The 25,907-nt window shown below is 69.0% G+C and carries 22 protein-coding genes and 2 pseudogenes; 15 read left to right on the plus strand and 9 right to left on the minus strand.

Annotated elements, in window-relative coordinates:
* Window positions 1–29: 29 nt before the first annotated feature.
* Together AB0958_RS30865 and AB0958_RS30870 are read right to left on the minus strand one after the other, a co-directional pair.
* Window positions 30–968 carry a zinc-dependent alcohol dehydrogenase family protein gene (locus AB0958_RS30865; RefSeq protein WP_366893760.1) on the minus strand — a complete coding sequence of 313 codons (939 nt, stop codon included), beginning with the start codon at window positions 966–968 and terminating at the stop codon, window positions 30–32.
* Between the two features lie 116 nt (window positions 969–1,084).
* Entirely contained in the window at window positions 1,085–1,696 is a 612-nt protein-coding gene (locus tag AB0958_RS30870; RefSeq protein ID WP_366893761.1) for a TetR/AcrR family transcriptional regulator, read from the minus strand.
* 181 nt (window positions 1,697–1,877) lie between these two features.
* Between AB0958_RS30870 and AB0958_RS30875 the strand changes: the two genes are divergently transcribed.
* From AB0958_RS30875 to AB0958_RS30890, 4 genes are all read left to right on the plus strand, one after another.
* Window positions 1,878–2,294, plus strand: coding sequence for a nuclear transport factor 2 family protein (locus AB0958_RS30875; RefSeq protein WP_366893762.1), 417 nt, complete (start codon window positions 1,878–1,880; stop codon window positions 2,292–2,294).
* 126 nt (window positions 2,295–2,420) lie between these two features.
* The gene (locus tag AB0958_RS30880; protein WP_366893763.1) at window positions 2,421–3,173 is read left to right on the plus strand and encodes a glucose 1-dehydrogenase; all 753 of its coding nucleotides are present in this window, start codon (window positions 2,421–2,423) and stop codon (window positions 3,171–3,173) included.
* A 254-nt stretch (window positions 3,174–3,427) separates the two neighbouring features.
* Entirely contained in the window at window positions 3,428–3,844 is a 417-nt protein-coding gene (locus tag AB0958_RS30885) for a nuclear transport factor 2 family protein (protein ID WP_366893764.1), read from the plus strand.
* Window positions 3,845–3,917: 73 nt separating this feature from the next.
* The gene (locus AB0958_RS30890; protein ID WP_366893765.1) at window positions 3,918–4,508 is read left to right on the plus strand and encodes a flavodoxin family protein; all 591 of its coding nucleotides are present in this window, start codon (window positions 3,918–3,920) and stop codon (window positions 4,506–4,508) included.
* Window positions 4,509–4,825: 317 nt separating this feature from the next.
* Here AB0958_RS30890 and AB0958_RS30895 read toward each other — a convergent pair whose 3' ends face one another.
* On the minus strand, window positions 4,826–4,963 hold the full coding sequence (locus AB0958_RS30895) for a hypothetical protein (RefSeq protein ID WP_280892723.1): 138 nt from the start codon (window positions 4,961–4,963) through the stop codon (window positions 4,826–4,828).
* A 139-nt stretch (window positions 4,964–5,102) separates the two neighbouring features.
* Between AB0958_RS30895 and AB0958_RS30900 the strand changes: the two genes are divergently transcribed.
* On the plus strand, window positions 5,103–6,878 hold the full coding sequence (locus tag AB0958_RS30900) for a CocE/NonD family hydrolase (protein ID WP_366893766.1): 1,776 nt from the start codon (window positions 5,103–5,105) through the stop codon (window positions 6,876–6,878).
* Window positions 6,879–7,064: 186 nt separating this feature from the next.
* Here the strand turns inward: AB0958_RS30900 and AB0958_RS30905 are convergent, their stop codons facing one another.
* On the minus strand, window positions 7,065–7,289 hold the full coding sequence (locus AB0958_RS30905) for a hypothetical protein (protein ID WP_366893767.1): 225 nt from the start codon (window positions 7,287–7,289) through the stop codon (window positions 7,065–7,067).
* Between the two features lie 613 nt (window positions 7,290–7,902).
* Between AB0958_RS30905 and AB0958_RS30910 the strand changes: the two genes are divergently transcribed.
* The 5 genes and pseudogenes from AB0958_RS30910 to AB0958_RS30930 all read left to right on the plus strand — a co-directional run.
* Entirely contained in the window at window positions 7,903–9,579 is a 1,677-nt protein-coding gene (locus AB0958_RS30910) for an AMP-binding protein (protein ID WP_366893769.1), read from the plus strand.
* On the plus strand, window positions 9,576–10,364 hold the full coding sequence (locus AB0958_RS30915; protein ID WP_366893770.1) for an enoyl-CoA hydratase/isomerase family protein: 789 nt from the start codon (window positions 9,576–9,578) through the stop codon (window positions 10,362–10,364). Before AB0958_RS30910 ends, AB0958_RS30915 begins: the two co-directional genes overlap by 4 nt.
* Window positions 10,361–11,119 (plus strand): SDR family NAD(P)-dependent oxidoreductase, encoded by a 759-nt coding sequence (locus AB0958_RS30920; RefSeq protein ID WP_366893771.1) that lies wholly within the window; start codon window positions 10,361–10,363, stop codon window positions 11,117–11,119. The genes AB0958_RS30915 and AB0958_RS30920 overlap by 4 nt, the downstream gene beginning before the upstream one ends.
* 393 nt (window positions 11,120–11,512) lie before the next feature.
* Window positions 11,513–12,133, plus strand: a complete 621-nt coding sequence (locus AB0958_RS30925; protein ID WP_366893772.1) for a TetR/AcrR family transcriptional regulator — start codon at window positions 11,513–11,515, stop codon at window positions 12,131–12,133.
* Between the two features lie 124 nt (window positions 12,134–12,257).
* Window positions 12,258–12,484 (plus strand): annotated as a pseudogene (locus AB0958_RS30930) (transposase); the annotation flags it as partial.
* Between the two features lie 543 nt (window positions 12,485–13,027).
* Here AB0958_RS30930 and AB0958_RS30935 read toward each other — a convergent pair.
* From AB0958_RS30935 to AB0958_RS30945, 3 genes are all read right to left on the minus strand, one after another.
* Window positions 13,028–14,737 carry a thiamine pyrophosphate-binding protein gene (locus tag AB0958_RS30935; RefSeq protein WP_366893773.1) on the minus strand — a complete coding sequence of 570 codons (1,710 nt, stop codon included), beginning with the start codon at window positions 14,735–14,737 and terminating at the stop codon, window positions 13,028–13,030.
* 72 nt (window positions 14,738–14,809) lie between these two features.
* On the minus strand, window positions 14,810–16,534 hold the full coding sequence (locus AB0958_RS30940) for a thiamine pyrophosphate-binding protein (protein WP_366893774.1): 1,725 nt from the start codon (window positions 16,532–16,534) through the stop codon (window positions 14,810–14,812).
* A 299-nt stretch (window positions 16,535–16,833) separates the two neighbouring features.
* Window positions 16,834–17,127 carry an alpha/beta hydrolase gene (locus AB0958_RS30945; protein WP_366893775.1) on the minus strand — a complete coding sequence of 98 codons (294 nt, stop codon included), beginning with the start codon at window positions 17,125–17,127 and terminating at the stop codon, window positions 16,834–16,836.
* Here AB0958_RS30945 and AB0958_RS30950 point away from each other — a divergent pair.
* From AB0958_RS30950 to AB0958_RS30960, 3 genes are all read left to right on the plus strand, one after another.
* Complete coding sequence (locus AB0958_RS30950) at window positions 17,126–19,981, plus strand: peroxidase family protein (protein ID WP_366893776.1); 2,856 nt, start codon at window positions 17,126–17,128, stop codon at window positions 19,979–19,981. The genes AB0958_RS30945 and AB0958_RS30950 overlap by 2 nt on opposite strands.
* A 32-nt stretch (window positions 19,982–20,013) precedes the next feature.
* Window positions 20,014–21,384, plus strand: a complete 1,371-nt coding sequence (locus AB0958_RS30955; RefSeq protein WP_366893777.1) for a hypothetical protein — start codon at window positions 20,014–20,016, stop codon at window positions 21,382–21,384.
* A 66-nt stretch (window positions 21,385–21,450) separates the two neighbouring features.
* Complete coding sequence (locus AB0958_RS30960; RefSeq protein WP_366893778.1) at window positions 21,451–22,617, plus strand: DUF2235 domain-containing protein; 1,167 nt, start codon at window positions 21,451–21,453, stop codon at window positions 22,615–22,617.
* A 431-nt stretch (window positions 22,618–23,048) separates the two neighbouring features.
* On the opposite strand, the gene AB0958_RS30965 is transcribed toward AB0958_RS30960, so the two are convergent.
* Window positions 23,049–23,690, minus strand: coding sequence for a hypothetical protein (locus AB0958_RS30965; RefSeq protein WP_366893779.1), 642 nt, complete (start codon window positions 23,688–23,690; stop codon window positions 23,049–23,051).
* 745 nt (window positions 23,691–24,435) lie between these two features.
* Window positions 24,436–24,617, minus strand: a pseudogene (locus AB0958_RS30970) (IS5/IS1182 family transposase); the annotation flags it as partial.
* Here AB0958_RS30970 and AB0958_RS30975 point away from each other — a divergent pair.
* Entirely contained in the window at window positions 24,564–24,734 is a 171-nt protein-coding gene (locus AB0958_RS30975) for a hypothetical protein (protein ID WP_366893800.1), read from the plus strand. The pseudogene AB0958_RS30970 and the gene AB0958_RS30975 overlap by 54 nt on opposite strands.
* A 481-nt stretch (window positions 24,735–25,215) precedes the next feature.
* Window positions 25,216–25,827 carry a hypothetical protein gene (locus tag AB0958_RS30980; RefSeq protein ID WP_366893780.1) on the plus strand — a complete coding sequence of 204 codons (612 nt, stop codon included), beginning with the start codon at window positions 25,216–25,218 and terminating at the stop codon, window positions 25,825–25,827.
* Window positions 25,828–25,907 lie beyond the last annotated feature (80 nt).

Genomic DNA, 25,907 nt, shown 5'->3' on the forward strand with positions numbered 1-25,907 from the left:
CGGCTCCAGCTTCGCCCACTGCGCATTCGTCAGATCGTGCCTCCCCACGAAGTGGATCTTGACACATCAAGATCCACTTCTGAAACGCACCCTAGCGGCACGAACAGGGCTCCGCTCGCGACCAGGGGCGCGGCCTCGCGGATGACGGGGAGCACCTTTGTCGCGTAGTCGAAATGGCCGGCGAAGAATCCGTGTACCGTCGCGCGCTTGCCGATCAGGGTCAGTGCGTCGACGGACATCGGCTGTCCGGTCGCCGAGGCGTAGCTGACGAGTGCGCCGCCCTCGGACAGCAGGTCGAGCAGGCGGGCGGGAGCGTCGCCGCCCACCGAGTCGACGGCGAGCCCGACCCGGGCATCGCCGATCGCCGTGCGAACCTCTTCGACCGCCGTCGCGCCGTCGAGGCGGACGATGTCCGCGCCGGCCGCGGTCAGTTCGGCGAACACGGACTCGTCCCGGACGAAGTTGATCGTCCGGAATCCGCGGGCCTTCGCCAGGGCGATCAGGGAACGTCCGACGCCGGAGTTCGCGGCGTTCTGCACGATCCAGTCCCCGGGCCTCAGGTCGGCGTATTCGCTCAGGATCAGACCGGCCGTGGGCGGATTGATGCCCAGCATCGACAACTGCTCGACGCTGCCTTCCGGCAGTCGGAACAGCCCGTCGGCGGGCAGCAGCAGCCGCTCGCGCCAGGCACCGGCGAGCAGCGGCAGAACCACCAGGTCGCCCGCCGCGGGCGTGTCGACGCCGGGGCCCGCCTCGATAACCCGGCCGACACCCTCGGTGCCGAGGACCAGCGGGAGCGGTGGCCGCACGAGCTCGCCCTTGACGAGCTTGAGGTCGTGCAGGTTCAGCGGTGAGAACTCGACCGCGACCTTGACCTCGCCGGCGCCGGGAGCGTTCGGCTCCTGGAGATCGACGACGCGTACGACGTCCTCCGGCTTCCCGAACTGGGTGATCTGGATGGCACGCATGGGGACTCCTGGTGAGAGGCGGCGAGATCTTCGCCGCAGTCAAACTGCACATTTTGCTTATGTCCGCCGCGGTATGTCCGTCGTCGGACGAGAGGGGGGGAATGTCAGTGCCGCACCTATGGCGCGTCTGCCCTGGGGATCAGGTCCAGCGCCTGGCGGGCTGTCTGCCGGAGTGTCGTGGCGTCGACGCCCGCCTTGGCCATGTTGTCGATGCCCCTGATCACGCTCAGCAGCAGATATCCCAGGGCTGTGGCGTCGGCATGCTCGGCCACTTCTCCCGCGTCCTGGGCGTCGCGTATGGCGGATGCGAGGGCGCCGGCGAGATCCTCGAAGGCGCGACGGGCCGTGGCCGCCACCATGTCGTCCTCTCCGGCGCGGTCCGCGGTGGCCTTGGTGAGGAAGCATCCCCGGCGGGGTGACTCGGTCGCGAAGGCGTCGGCGAGTGAGACGACGTAGCGCTCCAGGCGGGCCATCGGCGAGGTGAGCACCGCGTGCGGGCCCTCCTGCAGCTCCTCGCGGGCCTGGGCGACGAGGCCCTGGCAGTAGTCGGAGAAGACGCGCACATAAAGGTCGTGCTTGTTGCCGAACGCCTTGTAGATGCTGCCCTTGCCCAGGCCAGTCGCATCCATGAGGTCATAGGTGGACGTGCCGTCGAATCCGGTGGTCCAGAACCGGTCGCGCACGACATCGAGCACGGTGGTCTCGTCGAAGCCTCGTTTTCGCCCCATGACCTCACGGTACCTCATTGTGGTCCGGTTGGACCACAATGGTCGGCAACCCAGCCCTCATGCCGGCACGGAGGGATCGCCTGACGCTCCTCATTTTTTGACTGACTGGACCACTTCATGCTTCCGTTGTGGTCCGGTTGGTCAACAAAGCCGTGTCGACCGGCAAACCTGTGGAGGACTGATGGCTCAGAGCCGAACGAAGACGGAGACGGAGCGGAACAAGGCCGCCGTCCTCGAATTCCTGACGACCGCGTTCAACTCGAAGGACTTCACCGCGCTGGACCGGTACCTGCACCCCGACTACGTCCAGCACAACCCGTTCATCCCGCCGGCCAGGGCCGGGCTGCGCAAGTTCATCGCGGACCTGCCCGACGCCAGCCGGTACGAGCCGGGAGCGGTCATCGCCGAGGGAGACCTGGTGATGATCCACGGCAGGTACTCCGGCAGCACCGAGACACCCCTCGTGGCGGTCGACATCTTCCGCTTCGAGCAGGGCCTGGTGGTGGAGCACTGGGACGTCCTGCAGGACGAAGTGCCCGCGAAGGACACGGTGGCGGGCAACCACATGTTCACCAACCCGCAGGCCGGCCGGGCCTGAGGCACCGGACCGGCGAGGCGGGCGGCACGCCCCGCGCGGGCCATGCGCCGTTGCCTTCCCCTGATCGGGACATTCTGCGCCCATCAATGCAACAGCAATAGTTGCGTCAAGAAATTGGAGAATCTCATGGGACAGCTGGACGGCAAGACCGCCCTTGTCACCGGCGCCTCCAGCGGCATCGGCCTGGCGATCGCCCGCCGTTTCGCCGCCGAGGGCGCGACCGTCTACCTGACCGGCCGCCGCAAGGACGCGCTGGACGCCGCCGTCGCGCAGGTCGGCGCCCGAGGCATCGCCATCCAGGGCGATGCCTCGGACCTCGGCGACCTCGACCGACTCTTCGCCGAGATCGCGCACCGCAGCGGCCGCCTGGACATTGTGGTGGCCAACGCCGGGGTCGCGGACTACAGCCCGCTCGGCGCGATCACCGAGGAGGAGTACGACCGCACTACCTCGATCAATATCAAGGGCACGGTCTTCACCGTCCAAAAGGCACTGCCGCTGCTGACGGCCGGCGCCTCGGTGCTGCTGCTCTCCTCCAGCTCGGCCCTGCGGGCGCGCCCGGGCCTGGGCGTCTACGCCGCAACCAAGGCCGCGATCCGCAGCCTCGCCCGCACCTGGGCCGCCGAGCTGGCCGGCCGCGGAATCCGCGTCAACACCCTCACCCCAGGCCCTGTCGAGACCCCGGGCCTGGACGAGCTCCACGCCGCTTTCCCGCACAGCGATCAGCCCACCGCGGCCGAGCCCGCCCCACCGACCCCGTTCGGCCGCGCCGGCCGTCCCGACGAGGTCGCCGCCACCGCCCTCTACCTGGCCAGCGACCAAAGCAGTTTCACCACCGGCGCGGAACTGTTCGTCGACGGCGGAGCCACACAGCTCTAGCGCCAAATCGCGGGACGCATCCGATACCCCAGGGCGTCTGAGCCGCGTACTTGCGACCGTCGCCAGAGCAACGGATTCGACACAACGACACATGAAGAGCCGAATTCGGGTTCGCGCCGGTCGACCTTGGCGCGCCGCGTGAAGACGGGGCGCTCATTCAGCTCGGCGGGCCGCTGAGCTGCAAGCACTTCCTGTTCCAGGGCTGAGGCCCGACCGACACCTGATGCAAACGAAGAGACAAAGGACAAGGACCGATGACAACAGATACTCAGACCTCGCGGACCGTGGCAAAGAAGTTCGTGGAGCGCCTCGCAAAGCATGACCCCGACGGCATCCAGGAACTGTTCGCCGAGGAAATCGACTGGCACGTCCCCGGCAGTGACGCGCTGCCCTGGACCGGGCGCCGTACCCGCCGGGAGGAGGTCGCACCGTACTTCACCACGATGTGGTCGCACTTCGCGCACGACAAGAGCAAGGCCGTACTGGAGCGCATCATCGTCGACGGCGGTGACGTGGCGCTGATGGCGGTCTTCACACACACCGTCGCGGCCAATGGCAAGGAGTTCACCACACCGACGGCCATGCACCTGGCGGTCGAGGACGGCCGGATCGTTCGCCTGCACCAGTACGAGGACACCCTGACCGTCGCCGAGGCGTTCAACGCCGGCTGAGCGGACCGTACCCAAGGGCCCCGCGGCCCAGATCCCGCGCGGCCCGACATGCACATCCGAAGGAGCAAGTAACGTGACCACCCCTGTCGTCTCCATCGCCTACCACTCCGGCTACGGCCACACCGCCGTCCTCGCCGAGGCCGTCCGCGATGGGGTGACCACCGCCGGCGCCACCGCCCACCTGATCAACGTCGAGGAGATCTCCGAGGAGCAGTGGAACCTGCTCGACGCCTCGGACGCGATCATCTTCGGCTCGCCCACCTACATGGGCACCGCCTCCGCCGTCTTCCACGCCTTCGCCGAGGCCAGCTCCAAGCGCTGGTTCAACCAGGCGTGGAAGGACAAGATCGCCGCAGGTTTCACCATCTCCGCGGGCAAGAGCGGCGACAAGCTCAACACCCTGCAGTACTTCACCGTGCTCGCCGGGCAGCACCACATGCACTGGGTCGGCCTCGGCCTGATGCCCGGCTGGAACACCTCCACGGCGTCCGAGAACGACCTCAACCGCCTCGGCTTCTTCCTCGGCGCCGCCGCCCAGAGCAACCAGGACCAGGGAGCCGAGGGCGTACACAAGGCCGACATCGCCACCGCCGCCGAGCTCGGCAAGCGCGTCGTCGAGGTCGCCCGTGTCTACGCCGCAGGCCGCACCGCCCTCGCCGCCTGAGCGACCGACGCCCGGGCGGATGCGCGGCCCGGACGACGAGGTGGTGCCCGACGAAGCGCACCGGCAACTGCTCCGGACCGGGCAGCAGCACCGCAGACTCGCGATCAGCGACGCGCAGCGACGCCATCATGAGGCGGTCGCTTGGCCTTGATCAACGGAACCGTGGTTGGCGCTGAGATTGATCTTGAGCGATGGCGCTCTTCGGTACACCCCCCGGCTCCGACCGCGGGCTCAATGGAGCGGGCACAGTGTCGCCGGTCGGACGCCTGTCCATGGGTGAGTGGGGCTGCCACATGGACAGGCGTGACCCGTGGGCCTCACGCCGCTTCGAGGAAGGGGTAGTCGGTGTAGCCCTCGGCGCCCGGCCCGTAGAACAGTTCCGGCCGCGCCCTGCCCTGACAGCCCCGGTAAGACGTCGGCGGCGACCAGCGCCCGTCGGCGACACCCTCGCCCACGGCGAATCACCAGAGATGGACCTTCTCGCGGAAGCCTTCTCGCGGTAATTTACCGAGTACGAACGCACCCTCCAGCGTACCCAATCTCGTCTTCCGGGGCGGCGAGGAGGCCGAAGCGTCGTCGCGCGCGGGCTGTCTCGTGCCGTCGACGATGCCGACGGCAGACCGCCGGCGACTCTGCGGCGTCAACCGGCCTCGCCACCTCCACCCTCAACACCCTGAAAGAAGTGAAATGTCCGATATCCTCATCGACTACGACGTCGACGTGCCCATGTCCGACGGCACGATCCTGCGCGCGGACGTGTACCGGCCCGGAACAGGCCAAGGCCCCTGGCCCGTCCTGGTGCAGCGCAGCCCCTACGGCAAACGTGGGTTCATCACCAAGGATTTCATCGACGTGCTCAGCGTCGCGGCACACGGCTACATCGTGGTGCTGCAGGACACCCGCGGCCGCTTCGCATCGGAGGGCACCTGGAAGCCGTTCGACTTCGAGGTCTCCGATGGCCGCGACACCGTCGAATGGGCCGCGAAGATTCCCGGCAGTAATGGGCTCGTCGGCATGTTCGGGATGAGCTACACCGGCAGCACACAGTGGACCGCCGCGATCTCCGGCGCACCCGCGCTGCGGGCCATCACGCCCGTGATGACGTGGTCGGAACCCCTGGACGGCATCCACCGGCGAGGCGGCGCGACCGAGTTGGGGCTCAACGCGCTCTGGACGCTGTTCACCGGTCCGAGTCACCTGCCGCGCCTGCATTCCGGTAGGGAATTGGGGGCGGCGTTCCACTCACTCGTCACCGACTTCGACGGGCTGCGGGATCGCGGCTATTGGGAACTCCCCACCGGAAAACTGCCGCTCATCGACCGCTACGGCGGTCCGGATATCGGCACCCAGGCCGCCGTGGCCGATCCCGGCGCGGATTTTCCGCACCGCGTCCGCGGCAAGCATCATGACATCGCTGTTCCCTCGCTCAGCGTCGCCGGCTGGTACGACGTCTTCCTGCAGGGCACGCTCGACAACCACGTCGACAACCTGACAGCGGGCAACACCGCCAAGTTGGTGATCGGGCCCTGGACACACCTCGGCCTGCACACCTCGGGCGGCGGCGTGAGCGGTGAGGTCAACTACGGCCTGAGCACCGCACCGACGAGCATGTTCGGCACATCCCTCACCGACCTGGAGGTGCGGTGGTTCGACCACTGGCTGAAGGGCCATGACACCGGCATGCTCGAGGAGCCACCGGTCAAGATCTTCGTGATGGGCGCGAACGTGTGGCGCGATGAGAACGAATGGCCGCTCAGCCGGGCCGTGGACACGCCGTGGTTCCTGCAGCCCGGCGGTGGCCTCGCGACCAGTGAACCGGCGCCCGAGCTGGGCGAGACGCCCGACGACTACACCTACGACCCCGCCGATCCGGTGATCACGCGCGGCGGCAACCTGTTCATGTCCCCCGAGTTCCCGGCGGGACCGTTCGACCAGGCCGCAGCGGAGGCCCGGGACGATGTCCTGGTGTACACCAGCGAACCGCTCACCACCGACCTCGAGGTCACGGGCCGAATCCGCATGCGGCTGTACGCCGCCACCGACGCCCCGTCCACGGACTGGGTCGTGCGGCTGTGCGACGTCGACGAGAAGGGCGTGTCACGCAATCTCGCCGACGGCATCATCCGAATCCAGGCGGAACCCGATTCCGTCGGCGCCTACGACATAGACCTGTGGTCCACCAGCAATGTCTTCCTCGCCGGGCACCGCATCCGGGTGCACGTCACCTCGAGCAACTTCCCACGGTGGGACCGCAACCCCAACACCGGCGAACCCGCCCACGAGGCGACCACCTTCCGGACCGCCCACCAGCGGATCTTCCGCGACCACGTGCGACCGTCCCACATCATCTTGCCGGTGATCCCCCAGTGACCTGGCCTCGGTGATTCAGCTGTCACCGAGTGATCTTGTCGAGATCGAAGAGGGTGCACCCGGCCTGCAAGGATCTGAGTGTCTACGTCAGAATCCCTGCACAATCGGGTGCACCCTTTCGGCGTCGAAGACTGTCGGCCCGGACCGGCGGCCGGCCGTGTCCGCAAGCGCGAAGAACCCGGTCGGTCATGTGGAGGCGGTGCTGCTGCGGGCCCGCGCGGACCGGACCGGGCTGACGGCAGCGTTGTCGCAGGCCATGCCGTCCAGCACCACGGCGGGTCGGCGGGATCGGGGTGCCACGCTGGTCGGCACCGCGATCGGGATCGTCCTGGGGGCGGTGAACCCGACCGACGCCGAACGGTTGTGGGCGCACCAGCCGACCGGGTTCGGGACGCCGGCCTCGGACTCCACGCTCCACCGGACCCTGACCGCGGTCGACGACGTGATCCTGGCGAAGGTCGCCAAGGCCCGGGCCCGGGCACGGTTTCCGCTGGCAGGGTCGTCGGCACGGGCACGCCGTCGCCGGCGGCCTCGAACTCGTCCTGGCCTGCGACGTCGTCGTCGCCGACACCACCCTCATCGGCGACGGCCACCTCAACCGCCGCCTGGTACATCCGGCGGGTCCAGCGTCCGACTGCACGCCACCTGTGCCCAGGATCGACTCTCCGCCTCGGGCAGCGGGTGCCCCTGGGAGTCGTAGCGACGGGTGTTCCCCCGGCCGGCGTCGTGCAGGCCGGCGGGGCATCCCGCCAGCGCTGCCGTCGCCCGGACCACGGCCACGACCGAGGTCCGCTCCTCGATCAGGCTGTCGAGTCATGTCCGCGGCAGTGCGAACATGACCCGTTGCTTGCCCTTCCCTCACGGCCCGGGAAGGGCGTCGACAGCGACCGGCCCCCGTCGCCGACACCGTTGCCTACTGCGAATCACCAGAGGTCAGCCTTCACGCGGTAATTGACAGGGTACGAACGTACCTCCTAACGTACCCACATCCGGGGCAATGCCGCCAGCTCGACGAGGAGCACCGATGCAGCACCTGTACGAGACAAAAGGACCAGTCGTCAGCGCCGCCGACCGGGTCTCCGAGCTGACCGCGGCCTTCGCGGCTCCGTCCCTCGACGTGGCCGGGCTGCTGTGCGACCGGCACCCCGCCGACCGCACAGCGTTCACCGTGGTCGACGGCGACGGCAAGGCATCGACGCTGTCGTACGGCGAGCTCGCCGCACACTCGCACCGGTACGCCCGGGCGCTGCAGGGGCTTGGGGTCGGTCCGGGTGACCGGGTGGCGACCCTGATGGGCAAGGGCACCGACCTGGTCACCGTCATCCTGGCGATCTGGCGGCTCGGTGCGGTCTACGTCCCGCTGTTCACCGCGTTCGCGCCCCAGGCCATCGCCCTGCGTCTGGAGGGCGCGGGTGCGCATGTAGTGGTCGTCGACCCGGACCAGCGTCACAAGCTCGACCCGGGCCCCGACCTGCCGGACGACCCCGAGCGCCGCGTCGTCGTCACCGGAACCGGCACCTCGCGCGGTGACATGGTGCTGGCCGACCTCGTCGCGGCCGCGTCGCCCGACCCTGTGCCCCCGGTCACCACGAGCGGGGACGGGCCGCTGGTGCACATGTTCACCTCCGGCACCACGGGCAAGCCCAAGGGCGTCATCCACCCCGTCTCCTACATCGCGGGCTGGCAGGTCTACCTGGAGTACGCCCTGGGCGTCACCCGCGACAGCAGCTACTGGTGCGCCGCCGACCCCGGCTGGGCCTACGGCCTGTACTCCGCCATCGTCGCTCCCCTGGCGGCCGGCATCCCCAGCCTGCTGCTGTCCGGCGGGTTCTCCCCGGAGACGACCTGGCGGACCCTCGTGGACCACCAGGTCACCGACTTCACCGCCGCCCCGACCGTGTACCGGGGCCTGCGGTCCTCGCCGGTGCCGGTTCCGCAGGGTCTGCGGCTGGAACGGGCGTCCAGCGCGGGTGAGCCCCTGACCCCCGAGGTCAACGAGTGGGCCGCCACCGCGCTCGGGCTCACCGTGCACGACCACTTCGGCCAGACCGAGGTCGGCATGCCCCTGGCCAACCACCACCACCCCGACCTCACCCGCCCCCTCAAGACGGGATCGATGGGCCGGCCGGTACCCGGCTGGAGCCTCACGGTCCTGGCCGACGAGAAGGACGAGGTCTCCGGACCTGGCCTGCTCGGCCGGGTCGCGATCGACGTCGCGGCGAGCCCGCTGATGACCTTCCGCGACTACCAGATCTCCGGGCAGAGCGCTTCCAAGTTCACCCCCGACGGCCGCTGGTACCTCACCGGCGACGCCGCGCGCATCGACGCGGACGGCGACTTCTTCTTCTCCTCCCGTGACGACGACGTCATCATCATGGCGGGTTACCGGATCGGGCCGTTCGAGATCGAGAGCGTCCTCGCCCAGCATCCCGCCGTCGCCGAGTGCAGCGTGATCGGCGCACCCGACGACGTGCGCGGCGAGGTCATCGAGGCGTACGTCGTCCTCCGCGACGGCCACGACGCCTCGCCGGAACTGGCCACCGAGCTCCAGCAGTTGGTCAAGACCCGTTACGCCGCCCACGCCTACCCACGCACGATCCACTTCATCGACGCCCTGCCCAAGACGCCCAGCGGCAAGACCCAGCGCTACCTGCTGCGCAACCGCCGACGCACCGAACTTTCCAGCCGAGAGGCACAGTGACCGACACCGATCCCCTCATCGTCGAGCAACGCGGCCCCGTCCGATGGCTGCTGCTCAACCGCCCCGAGCGGCGCAACGCCCTCGACGTCACCCTCATCGAATCCCTGGACAAACAGATCACCAACGCCGAGGCCGACCCCGACACAGCGGTCGTCGCGGTGGCAGGCAGGGGACCGAGCTTCTGCGCCGGCGGAGACTTCCACCAGTTCCTCCAACTGCACGACCGCGGCGACAACCCGGTCGGCTTCCTGACCGACGTATCGGCCTGCTTCAGCCGTATCGCGGCCAGCCCGAAACCATGGGTCGCCGTGCTGCACGGCCACGCCGTCGCCGGGGGCCTCGAACTCGCCCTGGCCTGCGATGTCGTCGTCGCCGCCGACACCACACTGATCGGCGACGGCCACCTCCAGAGGCGCCTGGTGCCGGCCGGCGGGTCGAGCGTACGGCTGCCCGACGCGGTCGGCCGGGGCCTGTCCCGCTGGCTCCTGCTCACCGGCGAACTGCTCCCCGCGACCGCCTTCGCCCACACCGGCTGGATCCACGCGATCGTGCCCGAGGCCGACCTCGACGCCACCGCCACCCGCATCTGCCACCAGCTGGCCGACCGCCACAGCCCCGCCCAGCAACGCCTCAAGACACTGCTGCACCGGATCGACGGCATGCCCCCCGAGCAGGCCCTGCGCGAGGAACTGGCCGTCTTCGCCGACAACTGGCCGGCGAGCTCGGTGGCCGACGCCCTGCGTGATTTCCTCACTCCCCCCACCACGAAAGCAGACACCAAGTGAACCGCTACCAGGGACGCGTCGTCGCCATCACGGGGGCCGCACAGGGTCTCGGCCTCGCCATGGCGACCCGGTTCGCCGCTGAAGGCGCCACCGTCGCGCTGGCCGACGTCAACGAACAGGCCCTCACCGCCGCCGCCGAAACCATCACCGACGCCCACGAGGCGAAACTCCGCACCGACGTGGTGGACGTGACCGACTCCACCCAGGTCAACGCCTGGATCGAGTCGGTCACCACCGAACTCGGCCGCCTCGACGTGCTGGTCAACAACGCCGGCATCATCCGGGACAACCGCGTCGAGGACATCACCGATGACGACTGGCACGCGGTCGTCGGCGTCAGCCTCACCGGCGGCTTCCACTGCGCCCGGGCCGCGTTCGGCCCCATGAAACGCCAGGGCTACGGCCGTATCGTCAGCTTCTCCTCCATGTCCTGGCGCGGGAACTTCGGCCAGACCAACTACGTGGCCGCCAAGGCCGGCATCGTCGGCATGACCCGCACCCTCGCGCTCGAAGGCGCCCGCCACGGCATCACCGCCAACGCCATCGCCCCCGGCCTCATCGAGACCCCCATGCTCGCCTCCATGAATGGCCCCGCACGCGACAAACTCACCAACAAGATCCCCATGCGCCACACCGGCAGGCCCGAGGACATCGCCGAAGCCGCGGCCTTCCTCGCCAGTGAAGCCGCCGGCTACATCACCGGTGTCGTCCTGGACGTGGACGGCGGCATCTCCATCGGATCCTCCATCCGGTAACCGAGAACAGGGCGGACGAGCAGGCGATCAGCCGCTGCATGAGCCCTCGTCGTCCGGCCGAGCCACGCCGACCGGACCGTAGTGACAATGGGGCCGGAGGTACTGATGCAGGGTGTACTCGTCACCGCGTTCGAGGATCCTGGACCCTGGTGGTACGAGAGCTTGCGGATCCGGAGGCTCAAGAGGGCCAGGTCCTCATCGATGGGACTGCGGTCCGCTGCTGCGGACATCGCCTGTTCCGACGCCCTTGTCTGAACGTCGCTCACGGGGGCACTCCAGGCGGGTACGGTACGTTAGACGGTACGATGGTACCCATTCGGAAGGGTCGGAAGCCTTCCGGCCTGGACGACCACCCGCCGCTTCCGGCGGAGAAGCTCATGGGGGACTGCTGCGGTGACGGCCCAAACTGACTCGCGTGACCGACGCCCGCGCCGAAGTGCGCGCAGGCGGGTCGTCGACACCCGTCGGCGGGACGAACTGCTGCGCCAGGCCGAGACGATCATCCTGACCGAAGGCTTCACCGCGGTGACCATGGATGAGCTCGCCCAGCGACTGGGGTGCTCCAAGGCGACGCTGTACAGCCTCGCCTCCACGAAGGAACAGCTGGTCCTGGCGGTCACCCGGGCTTTCTTCCGGGATGCGACCGCCGAGATCGAACGGGCTGTCCAGGCCGAGCCCGACCCCAGGCAGCGCATCCGGGTCTATCTCGCCGGCGTCGGCACGGCCATGCGCCGCCACTCCAACGCCTTCTACGACGACATGGTGGGCTACGAACCGACGGCGCAGATCTACCGGACGAACTCCGCCGCAGCGGCGCGCCGGGTTCACGAACTGATCGAGGAGGGCGTGCAGACCGGCGCTTTCCGCGCGCTCAATGGCCATTTCGCCGCCCAGGTCGTGGCGGTCACCATCGACGCGGTCCAGTCGGGTGTCCTCCTGGAGAGGACCGGCCTGACCGCCGGCGACGCGTTCTCCGAGCTCGGTGACCTCCTGCTGGACGGGCTCAGTTCGTAGCAGGGCGCATTCGAGCCTCCGTCCACAGCTGTGCGCTCGCCCGGGGACCAGGTCTCGGCGCCCAGGCAAAGCCCGCGGAAGGGGGCACCTCCCGAATCGCCCGCCCGGCGGGGGCACCTCAGGCAGCCCGGTCGACCACGCACGTCCGGGCAGCAAGCACCGCGTCATCACCGACGTCCAGGGCATGGCGCTCGCGGTGTCGCTGACCGGCGGGAACCGCAACGACGTCACGCAGTTGCTGCCTCTGGTCGACAAGATCCCATCCGTTGCCGGGACCGTTGGTCGGCCCCGGCAACGCCCCGACGCCTTACTCGCCGAGCGCGGCTACCCGACCACGACAAGTACCGGCGCTTAGGGGTTGTCTCCTAGGAGCACAGCGCTGGTCGCCCGGTCGCGGAACGCGTCGCGCTGCGGGCGGCGTCCCAGACCCGGGCCTCTTTCCTCCTGCGCTATTTCTTGCTCCCGCTCGCATTGCCCATCGCCGCCCTGCCTCCGAGTGTCTGCCGGTGCTGATCGTCCAGCTCCGGTGGACGCTGGGAAGCGTGCCACGGCGTCACACGGCCGGACCGGTGTGCCCGTCACCACCTCGCCTGGGGGGACCCAGGCCGCAGATGGGGCTCTGCCGGTCCCGGCCCAGGAACTCGGCGGCCGGCGCGGGAGGGTCCTCGTCCGCGTCGGCCGCCCGGGGCCCATGGACACCAAACGCAGTGCGTAGCAGGACTGCTCTGTCTGTGGGGACGCGTGACGTGAGCCGGCATACCGAACTCGCAGCAGGAATCGCCATGCCACTCATCGGGCGGGAACGGCGGGACCGGCTCGGGGGCCGAATCCTGCGTCCTCGGTCACCGTCGCGTGCGGCCGCGCCACCGCTCGAGGGGCCTGGTCGCGGGGAGGCTACTGGCCACGGAAGCGGTCCTCGAGCATCTCGACCAGCCCATGGATCACTCCGTCGGGTGAGGGGCTGTAGTGGGGCACCGCCCATCGCGCGATCCTGGCGTCGATGAGTGTGGGCCGGCCGGAGGCCAGTGCCGCACGGAACGCCTCCTCGAACTCGGCGAGATTCTCCACCCGGTGGCCGTCGGCGCCGCAGGCACGCGCGTACGAGGCGAAGTCCGGATTGCGGAAGTCGACCAGAGCGGACTCACCGTAGGTGGCGACCTGGAACATCTTGATCAGCTTGAACTCCTCGTCGTCGAAGATGACCCAGATGACGGGGATGTTGTTCGCCACGGCGGTCATCAGCTCGAAACCGGACAGCGAGTAGCAACCGTCACCGCAACCGACTACCACCGTCCGTTCCGGGTGCGCGACTTTGAGGCCGATGGCTCCGTTGACGTGACCCGCCATCGGTCCGAACCCGCCGGCCTTGCGGAATTTCTGGCCCTCTTCGAGCTCCACGTAATACCCGAGCCAGGCCAGATGGGCCCCGGCGTCGGCGAGCAGCACGCCGTACGGCGGCAGCATCCGGCCGATCGCCTGCGCGAGCTGTGCCGGGTGGATCTTCCCGTTCAGGTGGACGACTTGCCGGGCTTCGTAGTCCCGGCCGTCCACCTTCACCGCCGGCACTGTGCCGATCCGCTGCTCCAGCGCGCGGACGAGGGCCGCGACAGCGGCACGCGCATCGGACAACAGCGCGTAGTCGGGCCGGTAGGCCTTGCGGAATTCCGTCTCGGCGATGTTCACATGAATGAGGACCTTGTTCTCGAACAGATCCTCTCGGTAGTTGAACGTGGCGTGCTGGCCGAGGGAGTTGCCGATGCACAGCACGATGTCGGCTTCACGGAACGCCTTCCACGCGCTCGAGTGACCGCTGTCGGCGAAGACGCCCACCGCCAGCGGGTGCCCCTCCGCTACGATGCCCTTGCCGTCCAGGGTGGTGAGCAGCGGAATCTGGAACCGCTCGATCAGGCGCTTGATCTCCGGTCCGGCTCCGGAGCGGACCGCACCGAAACCGACCAACGCCACGATCTGTTTCTGCTGCACGATGGCGTCGGCCAGTAGAACCGCGATCTCCTCGACCCTCGCCGGGTCGGGCCGCACCGGCGGCACGTCCAGTCGTAGGGGCCGGAAGTTCGTCACTTCGACACCGTGCTCGGTCAGGTCTTCGGGCACATGGATGTGGACCGGTCCCGGCCTCCCCTCGAACGCGAGGTTGACTGCCTCCTCCAAGACGTCGCAGGTGTCGTTCGCGTCGGTGAGCAGGAAGGACTTCTTGGTCGTGGCCGCGAACATGGTCTGCGAGTCGGGGGTCCGGTTGAGCCCGGAGGTCTCATTGAGTGAGCCCCACCCGCGCCATTTCATCCGCGAGTACCCGGAGACGGCGAGGACCGGGTACGAATCCGACATCGCCACGGCCAGCCCGGAGAACAGGTTGAACGCGCCGGGCCCCGCCGTGGCGAAGCAGAATCCCAGTTGATCGGTGAACATCGCGTAGCCGCACGCCATGAACGAGGCGGCCTGTTCGTGCCGCGTGATGATCGGCCGGATCTGCCGCGAGTGCTTCAACGCCACCATCAGGCCCGCGGCGTTCTCCCCGGCGCCACCGAAAGCGGCTCGTACGCCGATTCCTTCCAGCCCTTTGACAATGGCTTCATACACCCTCATCGATTCGCCTCCGTGCTGCGCGGCTGACGGCGGAGTTCTCGCAGGCGGGTTTCCGGCCGCGGCCGGATCACGTCAACCATGGCGGAACCGCTCCTCGAGCATCTCCCACATGCCTGGGACGACGCCCGCGGGAGAGCCGCTGTAGTGCGGGAGGGCCCACCGGGTGATCCTGGCGTCTATCACCGTGGGCCTGCCCGAAGTGAGCGCGGCCTGGAAGGCGTCCTCGAACTCCTCCAATGTCTCCACCCGACGGCCCTCGGCACCGCAGACCCTCGCGTACGCGGCGAAGTCGGGGTTCCGGAATTCCACCAGGCCCGCTTCGCCGTACGTGGCCGCCTGGTAGAGCTTGATGAGCTTGTACTCGTCGTCGTCGAAGACGACCCAGATGACGGGGATGTCGTTCTGGACGGCGGTCATCAGCTCGAATCCGGCCATCGCGTAGCAGCCGTCGCCGCAGCCGACCACGACCGTCCGGTCGGGCTGGGCCAGCTTGACCCCGATCGCGCCGTTGACATGCCCGGCCATCGGCCCGAAAGTGCCGGTCTTGCGGAAGTTCTGGCCCCGCTCTAGGTCCACGTAGTAGCCGAGCCAGGCCAGATGCGCGCCCGCGTCGGCGAGGAGTACGCCACGTTCAGGCAGCATGCGGCCGATGGTCTGCGCCAGCTTCCCCGGATGGATGCCGTCGGGAGCGGGAAGGAGGGGCCATCTCTCGTGGTCGCGGTTCACGGGCTCGAGCGGCCCGGCGGGGGCGTCCCTCTTCTCCAGAGCGTCCGTGATCGCCTCGATCGCCAGACGGGCATCGGAGACAAGCGCGAGGTCGGGGACGTAGGTCTTGCCGATCTCACTGTCGGCGATGTTGACCTGGATGAGAACCTTGCCGTCGAACAGGTCCCTGCGCAGACCGAACGTCGCGTGCTGATTGAACGAGTTGCCGACGGCCAGCACCACGTCGGCCTCCCGGAAAAGCTTGCGGGCGCTGGCGTGGCCGCTCTCCGAGAACACCCCGGCGGCCAGCGGATGGGTCTCGGCGAGAACCCCTTTGCCGTCCAGGGTGGTGATGAGTGGGACGTGGAATCGCTCGACGAAATCCTGCACCGCTGCCTCGGCATGACTGCGGATCGCTCCGAAGCCGGCGAGCAGGACGATCCGGCGTCCGTTCCGCAGTGCGCCGGCCAGCACCTCGGTGATCTCCTCGACCCGCTCCGAGTCGGGCCGCACCGGCGCGATGTCGAGCCGGAGGTCGCGGTAGTTGTCCACGCTCACGTGACGATGGGTGAGATTCTGCGGCACGTGGACGTGCACTGGCCCGGGACGGCCCTCGAAAGCCGTGTTCACCGCCTCCTCGAGCACCTCGCAGGTGTCCGCGACATCGGTGAGGAGGTACGACTTCTTGGTCGTGGCCGCGAACATCGCCTGCGAGTCCGGCGTGCGGTTCCGGCCGGAGGTGTCGTTCACCGCGCCGCGCCCGCGCCAGTCGAGATCGACGTACCCGGTGATGGCCAGGACCGGATAGGAATCCGACAGTGCCACCGCCAGGCCGGAGAACAGGTTGAACGCGCCGGGACCCACGGTCGCGAAGCAGACCCCCAACCGGTTGGTGTACATCGCGTAACCGCACGCCATGAAGGACGCCGCCTGCTCGTGCCGGGTCATGACGGGTCTGATCCTCGACGAATGCTTCAGTGCCAGCGTCAGGCTGGCGATGTTCTCGCCGTTCCCGCCGAACGCCGTGTCGACCCCCACGCTCTCGAGCCCTTTGACGACAGCTTCGTAGACCTGCATGGCGCGGCCGCCCATCCCGTCAAGAGTTCTCTTCCAGGCGCGGCGCCGCTGGCCGGTCGGCAGGAGGGGGAGGCTGGTCTACGGACCGCCGCGGAACAACCCGTCCTGCGTCGGCGGAATCCGCGCGCAGTCGGTGCCGCAATACGGATGATCACAGGCTTGGGGCGAAACGTTCCTTTTTGTCACCCTAGAACAGGGTCGCCGCGAACGCTAGAACAGGGTCGCCGCGAACGTATCCGCTCCTACAGCCACAGCCGCCGTCGGACCGGAACCTCCTGCCAAGGCCGCGCGAGACACCGCCGACGTGCGGGCGGTCACGGATTGCGCGAACATGGTGTGGTGGGCCGGGTGGTGAGGAGAACCCGCCGGCTCCACCCTCCTCGACATCGATGCCCCGTGCCGGTCCGCCTCGCCAGAGGATTGAGGATCCCGTAGGGCGTACCGGCATCCCGCACAGCACCTACGAGTACCGCGCGAGCCGTGCGCGGCGTGGCGCGGCGGTCGGGGGGCAGCGACGGGTGCCACGGCAGACTGCGGCACCCAAGACGCCCGTGGCTCGACGCGCGGCCAGAAGCGTGACTCCGCTGGGAAGGGAACGACGCGATCATGAGCAGGACGGCGCAGTACGAGCGGTACGACGGTGGCAGCGCGGAGGCCGAGCGGCTGGTCTTCGAGCAACTGGCCGAGGAATTGATGCGGGTTCAGGCCAGGAACCGCAAGTCCAGCGGCGCGGCGGCCCTCGCCAGGACCTTCCACGCGAAGCCGGTGCTCGGCGTCGAGAACGCGCGTCTGCGCATCCATGACCAGGTGCCGCCCGAGCTGCGGATCGGCTTCGTCCTGCCCGGTGCCGAGTACCCGGTCACCCTCCGGCTCTCCAACGCCAGTGGCTCCCCGCAGGCCGACTCCCTGCCCGACATGCGCGGCGCGGCGCTCCGCGTCGAGGCGTCCGACGGCACGCACGACCTCCTCATGACGAACTTTCCGGTGTCCCACGCGCGCAACGCCCGTGAGTTCGTGGCGTTCGCCAAAACGATGGCGGGCGCCCGTACGCGTGTGCAGAAGGCGTTCGCCCTGTTCGTCGAACTGCCCTTCGCCGTAGGCTGGTCGACCGCTGCCCGGATGCGCCGGAATGTGCGGGCCGGCGCGCGCGGTGACGTGCGCAGCCTGGCCCTGGAGACGTACTGGAGCCGTGGCGCCATCCTGTGGGGCGAGGCCGGGCCGGTGCGCTACCAGCTGCGTCCCGTGCGGGGCGCGCCCGACGCGCCCGCACCGTCCCGCGCCGACCGCGACCATCTGAGCCGAGAGCTCGCCCAGCGCCTGGCCCACGGCGACGTCGTCTTCGAACTGCTCGTGCAGCGGTACGTCGACGAGACGATCACCCCCGTCGAGGACGCCTCGGTGGAATGGCGGGAGGATGACGCCCCCACCATCCCCGTGGCCACCGTGACCGTCCCCCGCCAGAACGTCGACACCGCCGAGGCCCGCGCGTCCGCGCGCCGGATCGAGGAGCTGGCGTTCAACCCCTGGCACACCACGGAGGCGTTCCGTCCGCTGGGCAACCTCAACCGCGCCCGCAAGGCCGCCTACCAGGCGAGCAGCGCACAGCGGCTGGGCTACCGGTTCACCAGCGACGAGCCCCTGCGCAACAAAGTGCTGGGCACTCCGGTGGGCGCCGCCTTCCGCCTCCTCAACCGGTGGGTGCCCTGGTACCGGCTGCCCTTGCCGGCCGACCTGCTCAACCTCGTCTTCCTGCGCAGGACGATGCGCAGGAAGAACCTCATCGACACCGATGTCCACGAGGCACCCCCGCAGCCGTTCCCGGTGCCGCCGCCGGTCGACGAGTCGCTGCGGGGCGCCCGCAGCCACGACGGCACGTTCAACGACCTGTCCGCCCCCACGATGGGAGCCGTGGGCGCTGCCTTCGGCCGCAACATGCCTCCCGTGCTGCGCCCGGACCTGTTCGACGTGCCCAGTCCGTACGAGGTCAGCAGGCTGCTGCTGCACCGCGACACCTTCGTGCCCGCCCGGTCCCTGAACCTGCTCGCCGCCGCGTGGATCCAGTTCCAGGTACACGACTGGGTCAACCACAGTCGCTACCCGACGGGTACCTCCAGCGTGGAGATACCGCTCCCGCCGGACGTCGACTGGCACAACACTCCGGGCGGTCCCACGGAACACGTGATGCGGTTCGCCGACAACGTGGCGATGGCCGGGGACGGCGGGCCGGTCCACTTCAGCGACTCGGCCTCCCACTGGTGGGACGGCTCGGAACTCTACGGCAGCGACGAGAAGGCCGCCCGCTCCCTGCGCGACGCCGACGGTGGCGCCGAGTTGCGGCTGGAGGACGGCCATCTGCCGCTCGGCCCGAACGGCATCCCGCTCACCGGTGTCCGCGAGAACTGGTGGCTGGGCCTGAGCGTGATGCACACCCTGTTCGCCAGGGAGCACAACATGGTGTGCGCAGCGCTGCGGCGCGAGTATCCGCGTATGGAGGAGGAGCGCGTCTACCACACGGCGCGCCTCATCGTGTCCGCGCTCATCGCCAAAATCCACACGGTGGAGTGGACACCGGCGATCCTCGCCACCGAGGCGATCGACATCGCGCTGAAGACGAACTGGCAGGGCCCACCCGCGAAGTGGCTGGAACGGCTGGGGCTCTGGTTGTTCGAGGCGCACTCGCTGACCGGCATACCCAAGACCGTGCCCGACCACCAGGGCGCGCCCTACTCCCTCACCGAGGACTTCGTCACCGTCTACCGGATGCATCCGCTGATCCCGGACGACTTCGAGATCTGCGACCACCGCTTCGGACGGCGGCTGGACGTCCTCGGTTTCGATGACGTGCAGGGCGCCGAGGCCGAGCCCCTCATGCGCAAGACCGGGCTGCCCGACTCGCTGTACTCGTTCGGCATCGCCCATCCCGGCGCGATCACGCTGCACAACTACCCCCGCGCACTGCAGCACTTCGAGCGGGACGGCGAGATCATCGACCTCTCCGTCGTCGACCTGGTGCGGAATCGGCGCCGCGGAGTCCCCCGTTACAACGACTTCCGGTCAGGCCTGCACAAGGAACGCATCCGCCGTTTCGAGGACCTGACGGCCGAACCCGGGACGCTGGCGAGGCTGAAGGAGCTCTACCGGTCGGTCGACGAGATCGACACCATGGTCGGGTTGTTCGCCGAGAACCCGCCCACCGGGTTCGGGTTCAGTGACACGGCCTTCCGCGTCTTCGTCCTGATGGCTTCCCGGAGGCTGCAGAGCGACCGCTTCCTCACCGTGGACTACCGCCCCGAGCTCTACACGCCGCTCGGCATGGACTGGATCGACCGCAATGGCATGACCGAGGTCGTCCTGCGGCACTGTCCGGAGCTGGCGAGCCTCCTGCCGCGCGACGCGAGCGCCTTCGCACCGTGGCGGCCGGTGCCGGTGCCGCCGAACGGGCCCCGTGACACGGCGTCCTGAGCCGAAGCGCGTCCTGGGACAAGGAGAGCATCATGACGGTGACCACCCGGCATCGGGGCATCGAAGCGCTGCTGGCGCGGCCGCTCCTGGAGACCATCTGGCGGCGGCGCACCCACCGGGTCAGCCGGGGTGCGGCCGTCCCCGCGGGCTCGATGAGCTATCGCTCGTCCGATGCCCCGCTCCCGCTGGGCGAGCTGGAGGAGGCGGTGCTGATCGCCCTCACCGGCTGTACCGGGCTCACGATGCCGGACCGGCCGTTCGAGGATCCGCGTGACGGCAAGCCGATCATGGCCAAGCCGAACCTCAACATGGTCGGCCGGACGGCAGGCAGCCCGGACAACGCGCAGGGCACCCACTTCTTCATGATCAACGACAGCGGCACCTACTACCTGCGCAAGTTGCCGCCGTCCCCGGACGCCTCCTTCGAGCCGGGCTCGCTGGTCGAGCGGGCCCGGCAGGCCAAGGTGCGGGTGCTGGACCACCGCCTGGACGTCGCCGAGGGAATGCGCGACTTCCCGGCCTACCTCGACTCCAACCGGGTGCTCTCCAACCTGCCGGGCAGCACCGTCCTCCTGCCGGTCGTCGACCTCTCGCACCAGTACATCAACGGCCTGATGTATCTGCTCACCCAACCGGACGGAGCTCGGCCCACACTCGTGGACGACCGCAACTTCTACCGCCCCGCCGGGGTGCGCACCTGGGTGCGGAACGGGTTTTTGAACAAGGACCTCAAGCTTCCACTGGGTGTGCTGGGCCCGCTGCGGACCCAGATCGAGGCCGAGCTGCTGCTGCAGAACCTCATGCTGACCGCGGACGCCATGGGGCTGGGCGCCTGGATCCATGCCTCGATCAACCCCCAGATCATGCTGGGGGACCCGAAGTTCTCGGCCCGGTACGGGCGGATGCTCGGCTTTGACTTCGTCACCCCCCGCTGGCGCCCGCTGGATCTCCCGCGCTGGCAGCTGCCCCTGCCCAGGTTCGCGGCCGCACGGTCTCATCCGGTCGGGCTGAGCGTCGACGGCGAACCGCTGATCGAAGCGGCCTGTCCGCCGTACTACCCGTCGATGTCGGAAGCCGTCGACGCGGTCGTCCGGACGAAGTTCGGCCCGAAGGGCCTTTATCATGACAAGGACATCTTCACAGGGATATACCGAAACGACTACGGGCAGCGCTACCTCGCCGAGGCCCGCGAGTACGACCAGCGGGTCGTGGAATGCGCGCGCGACGTGTGCGAGTACATTCACGCCACGCACGACCGGTTCCCCGCGCACGTCGACGCCGTTCAGGTGCCCGGCATCTGGCTCCAGGTCCACCATCCCGAACTGGACTACTACGAGCGGTTCTTCCGGGACGGCCTGACGGAGGCGCACAAGGAGCACACAAGCCTGTGGGACGCCGACTGACGCGCTCTGCGAAGTGACGCCCGGGGAGGATCCGATGGGCTCCTTCCCGGCACCAGGAGGATCGTCATGTCAAAGCGCCTCGTCATCTGCTGCGACGGAACGTGGAACTTCGCCGACCAGCCGAGCAGGACCAATGTCAGCAAGGTCGCCATGGCCGTGCGCCCAGGGGGCGCCGGCGGCAAGGACCAGCGTGTGTACTACCACAGCGGCGTCGGCACCAGCCGCTGGGAGCACCTCAGCGGGGGCGCGTTCGGCGTGGGCCTGTCCCGGAACGTGATCGACGCTTACCGTTTCCTCGTCGAGACCTACGAGCCGGGCGACGAGCTGTTCCTGTTCGGCTTCAGCCGTGGCGCGTTCACCGTCCGAAGCCTGGCGGGTCTGGTGCGCAACTGCGGCATCCTGCGCCGGGAGCACGCCGGCTGCATCCAGGACGCCTGGAAGCTCTACCGCGACCGGATCGAGATGCCGAACGGCACGGCTTCCACGCTGTTCCGCAGGTCGTACGCCCGGGAGACGGAGATCCGCTTCATCGGGGTGTGGGACACGGTGGGTGCCCTCGGCATCCCGCTCCCGGCCTCTCGGCGGCTCGAACCGGCCGTGGACCGCGTCAACCGTCACTGGGCGTTCCACGACACCCGGTTGAGCAGCCGGGTCAGGGCGGCCTTCCACGCGCTGGCCATCGACGAACAGCGCTCGGCGTTCCGGCCGGCCCTGTGGCACCAGCAGCCGGGAGCGGCTGAGCAGGGCCAGGAACTGAGGCAGGCGTGGTTCGCGGGAGTGCACTGCGACGTCGGCGGGGGCTACCGGGAGACAGGGTTGTCCGACATCACCCTGCTCTGGATGATCGAGCAGGCACGCCGGCACGGGCTCGCGTTCGACACCAAGGTCCTCGGCGCGACCGGGCCGGGTGGGACGAAGCCGGAGGACAGCATCGAGTTCTGGGTGCGGCCCGACGTCCTGGGTGAGGTGCACACCTCCCGGACCGGGCTGTACCGGCTGGCCGAGCCGTTCCACCGGCCCCTCGGACGCGCGGCGGACGAGGACGGGCGGCTCGACGGGAACGAGTTCCCGGCGGCGCAGGCCCTGGAGCGCTACGGCAAGGACGGCGACTACCGGCCGCCCGGGCTCGAGGAATACCTCCGCGACCAGGAAGAAAGCGCTTCGGAGGCTCCGCCCGGGCAGCCGGGGCGCCTCGTGGAGGACCGGCGAGACGCTCACAGGCAGCAATGGTGAGCGCGTCGAGGAAGGCGAGCTCCGCACGAGGTGCGCCCTCACCTCGTGCGGAAGGGCGGTGGTGCGCAGCGCTGCGCCGGAGAAGCCTTCCGTGGTCAGCGTCATCACCGTCATGTGGACGGCGCGGGCAGCGATAACCCGAACAGCGCGTACCCGCCGACACCGCATGCGAGCAGCGCCAGGAGGGCGAACGCCACCGTGAGCACCCGGCTGCCTGCGCGTGGCGCGGCCACGCCGCAGCTTTTGACCCTCACCGCTGTCTCAGTGTCCTCGCTGGGCCTCGGTGGGCAAGCACGGAACGGCCCCGCACCGGCCGGGCGGGGGCGGGGCGCGTCGAGACCGGGCGCGGGCCCGTGGAGTGTGCGGTGTATGGGCCGTGGATGTACGCCGCGCGGGCGGTTGCGCGGCGGTCGGTCGGCCGGCCGGCGAGGTCAGTGCAGGATGCTGACGGCCCGCGCGATCACCAGGAGCGAGGTCAGCAGAGCGGAGATGCTCTGCACGCCCATCAGGGCTTTGGCGCGGGTCGACAGCGGCATGGTGTCGGTCGGGCTGAAGGCGGTGGAGTTGGTGGTGGACACGTACAGGTAGTCCATCAGTGTGGGGACCCAGTCCGAGGTGGCGCTGGCTCCGTCGGCGACTTCCTGGACGGCGTCGTCGTTCTCGTCCTGGGAGAAGCGGAAGTCGGCCAGCGGCAGGGCCGAGCGGGGTGCCTGGGTGCGGCTGACCGGGCCGCCCCGGTCCAGCTCCCAGTAGGCCAGCCCGAAGACGATGATGTTGGTGAGCCAGATCTGCAGCGCGGCCATCAGCAGGGACCGGCCGTCCTTCACCCCGGCGTAGAGCAGTTCATGGATCAGGATGACCAGCGCCACGAGATTGCTGACCACGATGACGCCCACGAGCGTCAGCGACAGAACGCGGAACGTCTTCGTCTGCCGGGTCAGTCTTTTGGGGTTGATCGCGATGAGCGGGATGAGCAGCAGGCACTCCAGGGCGGGCAGGACGTACCGGGGAGCGATCAGCAGCCGTTGCGGCAGCAGCAGGTACAGGGCGATCGCGGCCAGGGTCGCGACCACCGCCGGAAGCCGTGCCTCTCCCCTGCGCTCATGCCTGGGATGCCGGGTGCTCGCCTGCGCCCGCGTACATGCCATACCTCGCGACCTTCCCGTCATTCCCCAACGAACCGTGCCCCAGCGCCTGAACATCCCTCCATGCCCGACGCCGCGCACCCCCAGCACGTACCCCCGAACAGACAACTCGTGCCGTGAGACCGCAGGACCCCTGCAGGCGAGGAAATGAGGCCCGACGATTCCGACCGGAGGGTCCCGGCCAGGATGCCAGGACCCGCCACAACCCGAAGCCCCGCCTCACGCCACCTCACTGCGCACCCTCCCCCGGCCCGCCGCGCCGCTTGTTGAAGACCGCGGCGGTGAGGGTGGCGACGGCGGTGACGACGGCCACGATGATGAAGTCCACAACTCCCCGTGCCCCAGGGCGCCGGGTCACGCCCGGCCATCACCACGGCACGCCGAAAAAGACCCATAGACCACTCAAACTGGCTGCTCAACAACGGTGTCCAGGTGTGACGGCGCCCGGTCGCCTCCTGACGCTGATCGGCACCACGCCTGAGGTCGCCCCCGCGCGCACCCCTGACACACCACCGTCGAACACGCCCAGCCCTTCGCCGAGACCCACGGCCACCTCGCCGTCCCCCGCGACACCCCCAGGACGGCTCCCCACCCGGCCGATGGCTGGACAAGCAGCGCTACCCTCGCTCCGTTCCCCCTGGTGGCCGTCAGCATGGCACGCGGAACCGACAGTTCAGGCCGGTCGTAACCATTCACCGATCGCGGCGATCAGGACGGTGGCTTCGAAGCGGACGGCGCGTTGTCGAACCTGGTGGCGACCGCCCGGTTGCGCTTGAGCCGGTTGCTCCCGCATTCGACCGCGTGCCGGGCCTTGTAGTCCTCGCGGTCGAACGCCGGAGGCCGCCCGCCGGAGCGCCGCCGCCCATCCGCACGACGAACCAGACCACCATCAAGACGATCCACGTGGTCACCAGCCTCGCCCCCGAACAGGCCACCCCGGAACGGATAGCCGAACTGATCCGTGGACACTGACAGGTCGAGGCACTGCACCACGTGAGAGACGTGACCTTCGCCGAGGACGCCTCCAGCGTCCGCATCGGCACCGCGCCCTGCGCGATGGCAACCCTCCGCAACCTCGCCATCGGCCTTATCCGCCAGGCCGGCTGGACGAACATCGCCGCCGCGACAGACCATTACCGGTCGCGAACCGACCACGCCCTCCAACTACTCGATCTTGGAGCCTGTGAACCCATCGACCCCGCTCCTCGACCCTGCCGACTTCGCTCAGCTCCAGCACCGCGACGAGCACGAGATTGCTGCCGTGAGCGGTGCGCAACGCCTGGCCGCCCGTCTCCTGTGGGCTTAACCTGCGGCCATGTGGGGGCACGGATTTTCATGGACCAAGAACAAGGCGTCTCTCGCAGTGCAACGTCGGCGGCTCGACCGGCACGTGCGCCGTTCGCGGCGAAAGTTGCCGCCCTCCCCGACGGAGCCTTGGCTTGCCCGTCGCCGCATGCGGCAGGGGCTGGGGATCGTGGGCGCGGCGTGGGCGACGGTCGTCCTCGCGGATGCGGGGCTGATCCGAACTCATGTACTGAAGGAGACGGACACCGGGATCGCCACCGGGGCGGGATTCGTCGCTGGAGCGCTGGCATACGTGATCTGGTTCGGAGAAGCGGGCACGCCGCACGTCTCCACCGTCGAGGGAAGACGGCTCCTTTCTGCCCGCACGCTCACCGGCGTCCGCACCATCGAGCTGGACGCTCTGGCCAGTGTCCGCCGATTCGCTGCGATGGGCCGATACGGCGGCACGATCGATGAGTTGCGCCTGCGGGACCGGCATGGCCTGCGCTTGACGATCGGCCGTAACACGCGGGCGGAGGGCTCCATACGCCACGCCGTCGTGAGGGCGGATGCCCAACCGTTCGGCGCGTCGGTCCAGGTGACCAGGCATGCCCGTAGCCGTCTGGGCTTGGATCCGCGCTCATCCGTTCCCCGCTTCGTGCACTTGTTCTTCGGTGTGTGGGTCATGCTCGCGGCGCTCCTGCTGCCCGTGCTGGGCAGCTACACCGTTGCCTGTTTCCTGGCGGGAACCAGCGCGTGGGTTTGGACATCAGGCCGTTGACCGCACCCGACAGCGAATACCACCCGCCGTACGGCACTACGCCCGGGCGACCGGGGAGAGTTCCGCCGCTGCCGTGTCTT

It is taken from the genome of Streptomyces sp. NPDC006655, assembly GCF_040703965.1.
Taxonomy (GTDB): Bacteria; Actinomycetota; Actinomycetes; order Streptomycetales; family Streptomycetaceae; genus Streptomyces.

What these genes read in the sequence shown, in the direction of transcription:
- AB0958_RS30865 (WP_366893760.1), bottom strand. Translation starts at nt 968, where the DNA reads ATGCGTGCCATCCAGATCACCCAGTTCGGGAAGCCGGAGGACGTCGTA.
- AB0958_RS30870 (WP_366893761.1), bottom strand. Translation starts at nt 1,696, where the DNA reads ATGGGGCGAAAACGAGGCTTCGACGAGACCACCGTGCTCGATGTCGTG.
- AB0958_RS30875 (WP_366893762.1), top strand. Translation starts at nt 1,878, where the DNA reads ATGGCTCAGAGCCGAACGAAGACGGAGACGGAGCGGAACAAGGCCGCC.
- AB0958_RS30880 (WP_366893763.1), top strand. Translation starts at nt 2,421, where the DNA reads ATGGGACAGCTGGACGGCAAGACCGCCCTTGTCACCGGCGCCTCCAGC.
- AB0958_RS30885 (WP_366893764.1), top strand. Translation starts at nt 3,428, where the DNA reads ATGACAACAGATACTCAGACCTCGCGGACCGTGGCAAAGAAGTTCGTG.
- AB0958_RS30910 (WP_366893769.1), top strand. Translation starts at nt 7,903, where the DNA reads ATGCAGCACCTGTACGAGACAAAAGGACCAGTCGTCAGCGCCGCCGAC.
- AB0958_RS30935 (WP_366893773.1), bottom strand. Translation starts at nt 14,737, where the DNA reads ATGAGGGTGTATGAAGCCATTGTCAAAGGGCTGGAAGGAATCGGCGTA.
- AB0958_RS30940 (WP_366893774.1), bottom strand. Translation starts at nt 16,534, where the DNA reads ATGGGCGGCCGCGCCATGCAGGTCTACGAAGCTGTCGTCAAAGGGCTC.
- AB0958_RS30950 (WP_366893776.1), top strand. Translation starts at nt 17,126, where the DNA reads ATGAGCAGGACGGCGCAGTACGAGCGGTACGACGGTGGCAGCGCGGAG.
- AB0958_RS30945 (WP_366893775.1), bottom strand. Translation starts at nt 17,127, where the DNA reads ATGATCGCGTCGTTCCCTTCCCAGCGGAGTCACGCTTCTGGCCGCGCG.
- AB0958_RS30955 (WP_366893777.1), top strand. Translation starts at nt 20,014, where the DNA reads ATGACGGTGACCACCCGGCATCGGGGCATCGAAGCGCTGCTGGCGCGG.
- AB0958_RS30960 (WP_366893778.1), top strand. Translation starts at nt 21,451, where the DNA reads ATGTCAAAGCGCCTCGTCATCTGCTGCGACGGAACGTGGAACTTCGCC.
- AB0958_RS30980 (WP_366893780.1), top strand. Translation starts at nt 25,216, where the DNA reads ATGCGGCAGGGGCTGGGGATCGTGGGCGCGGCGTGGGCGACGGTCGTC.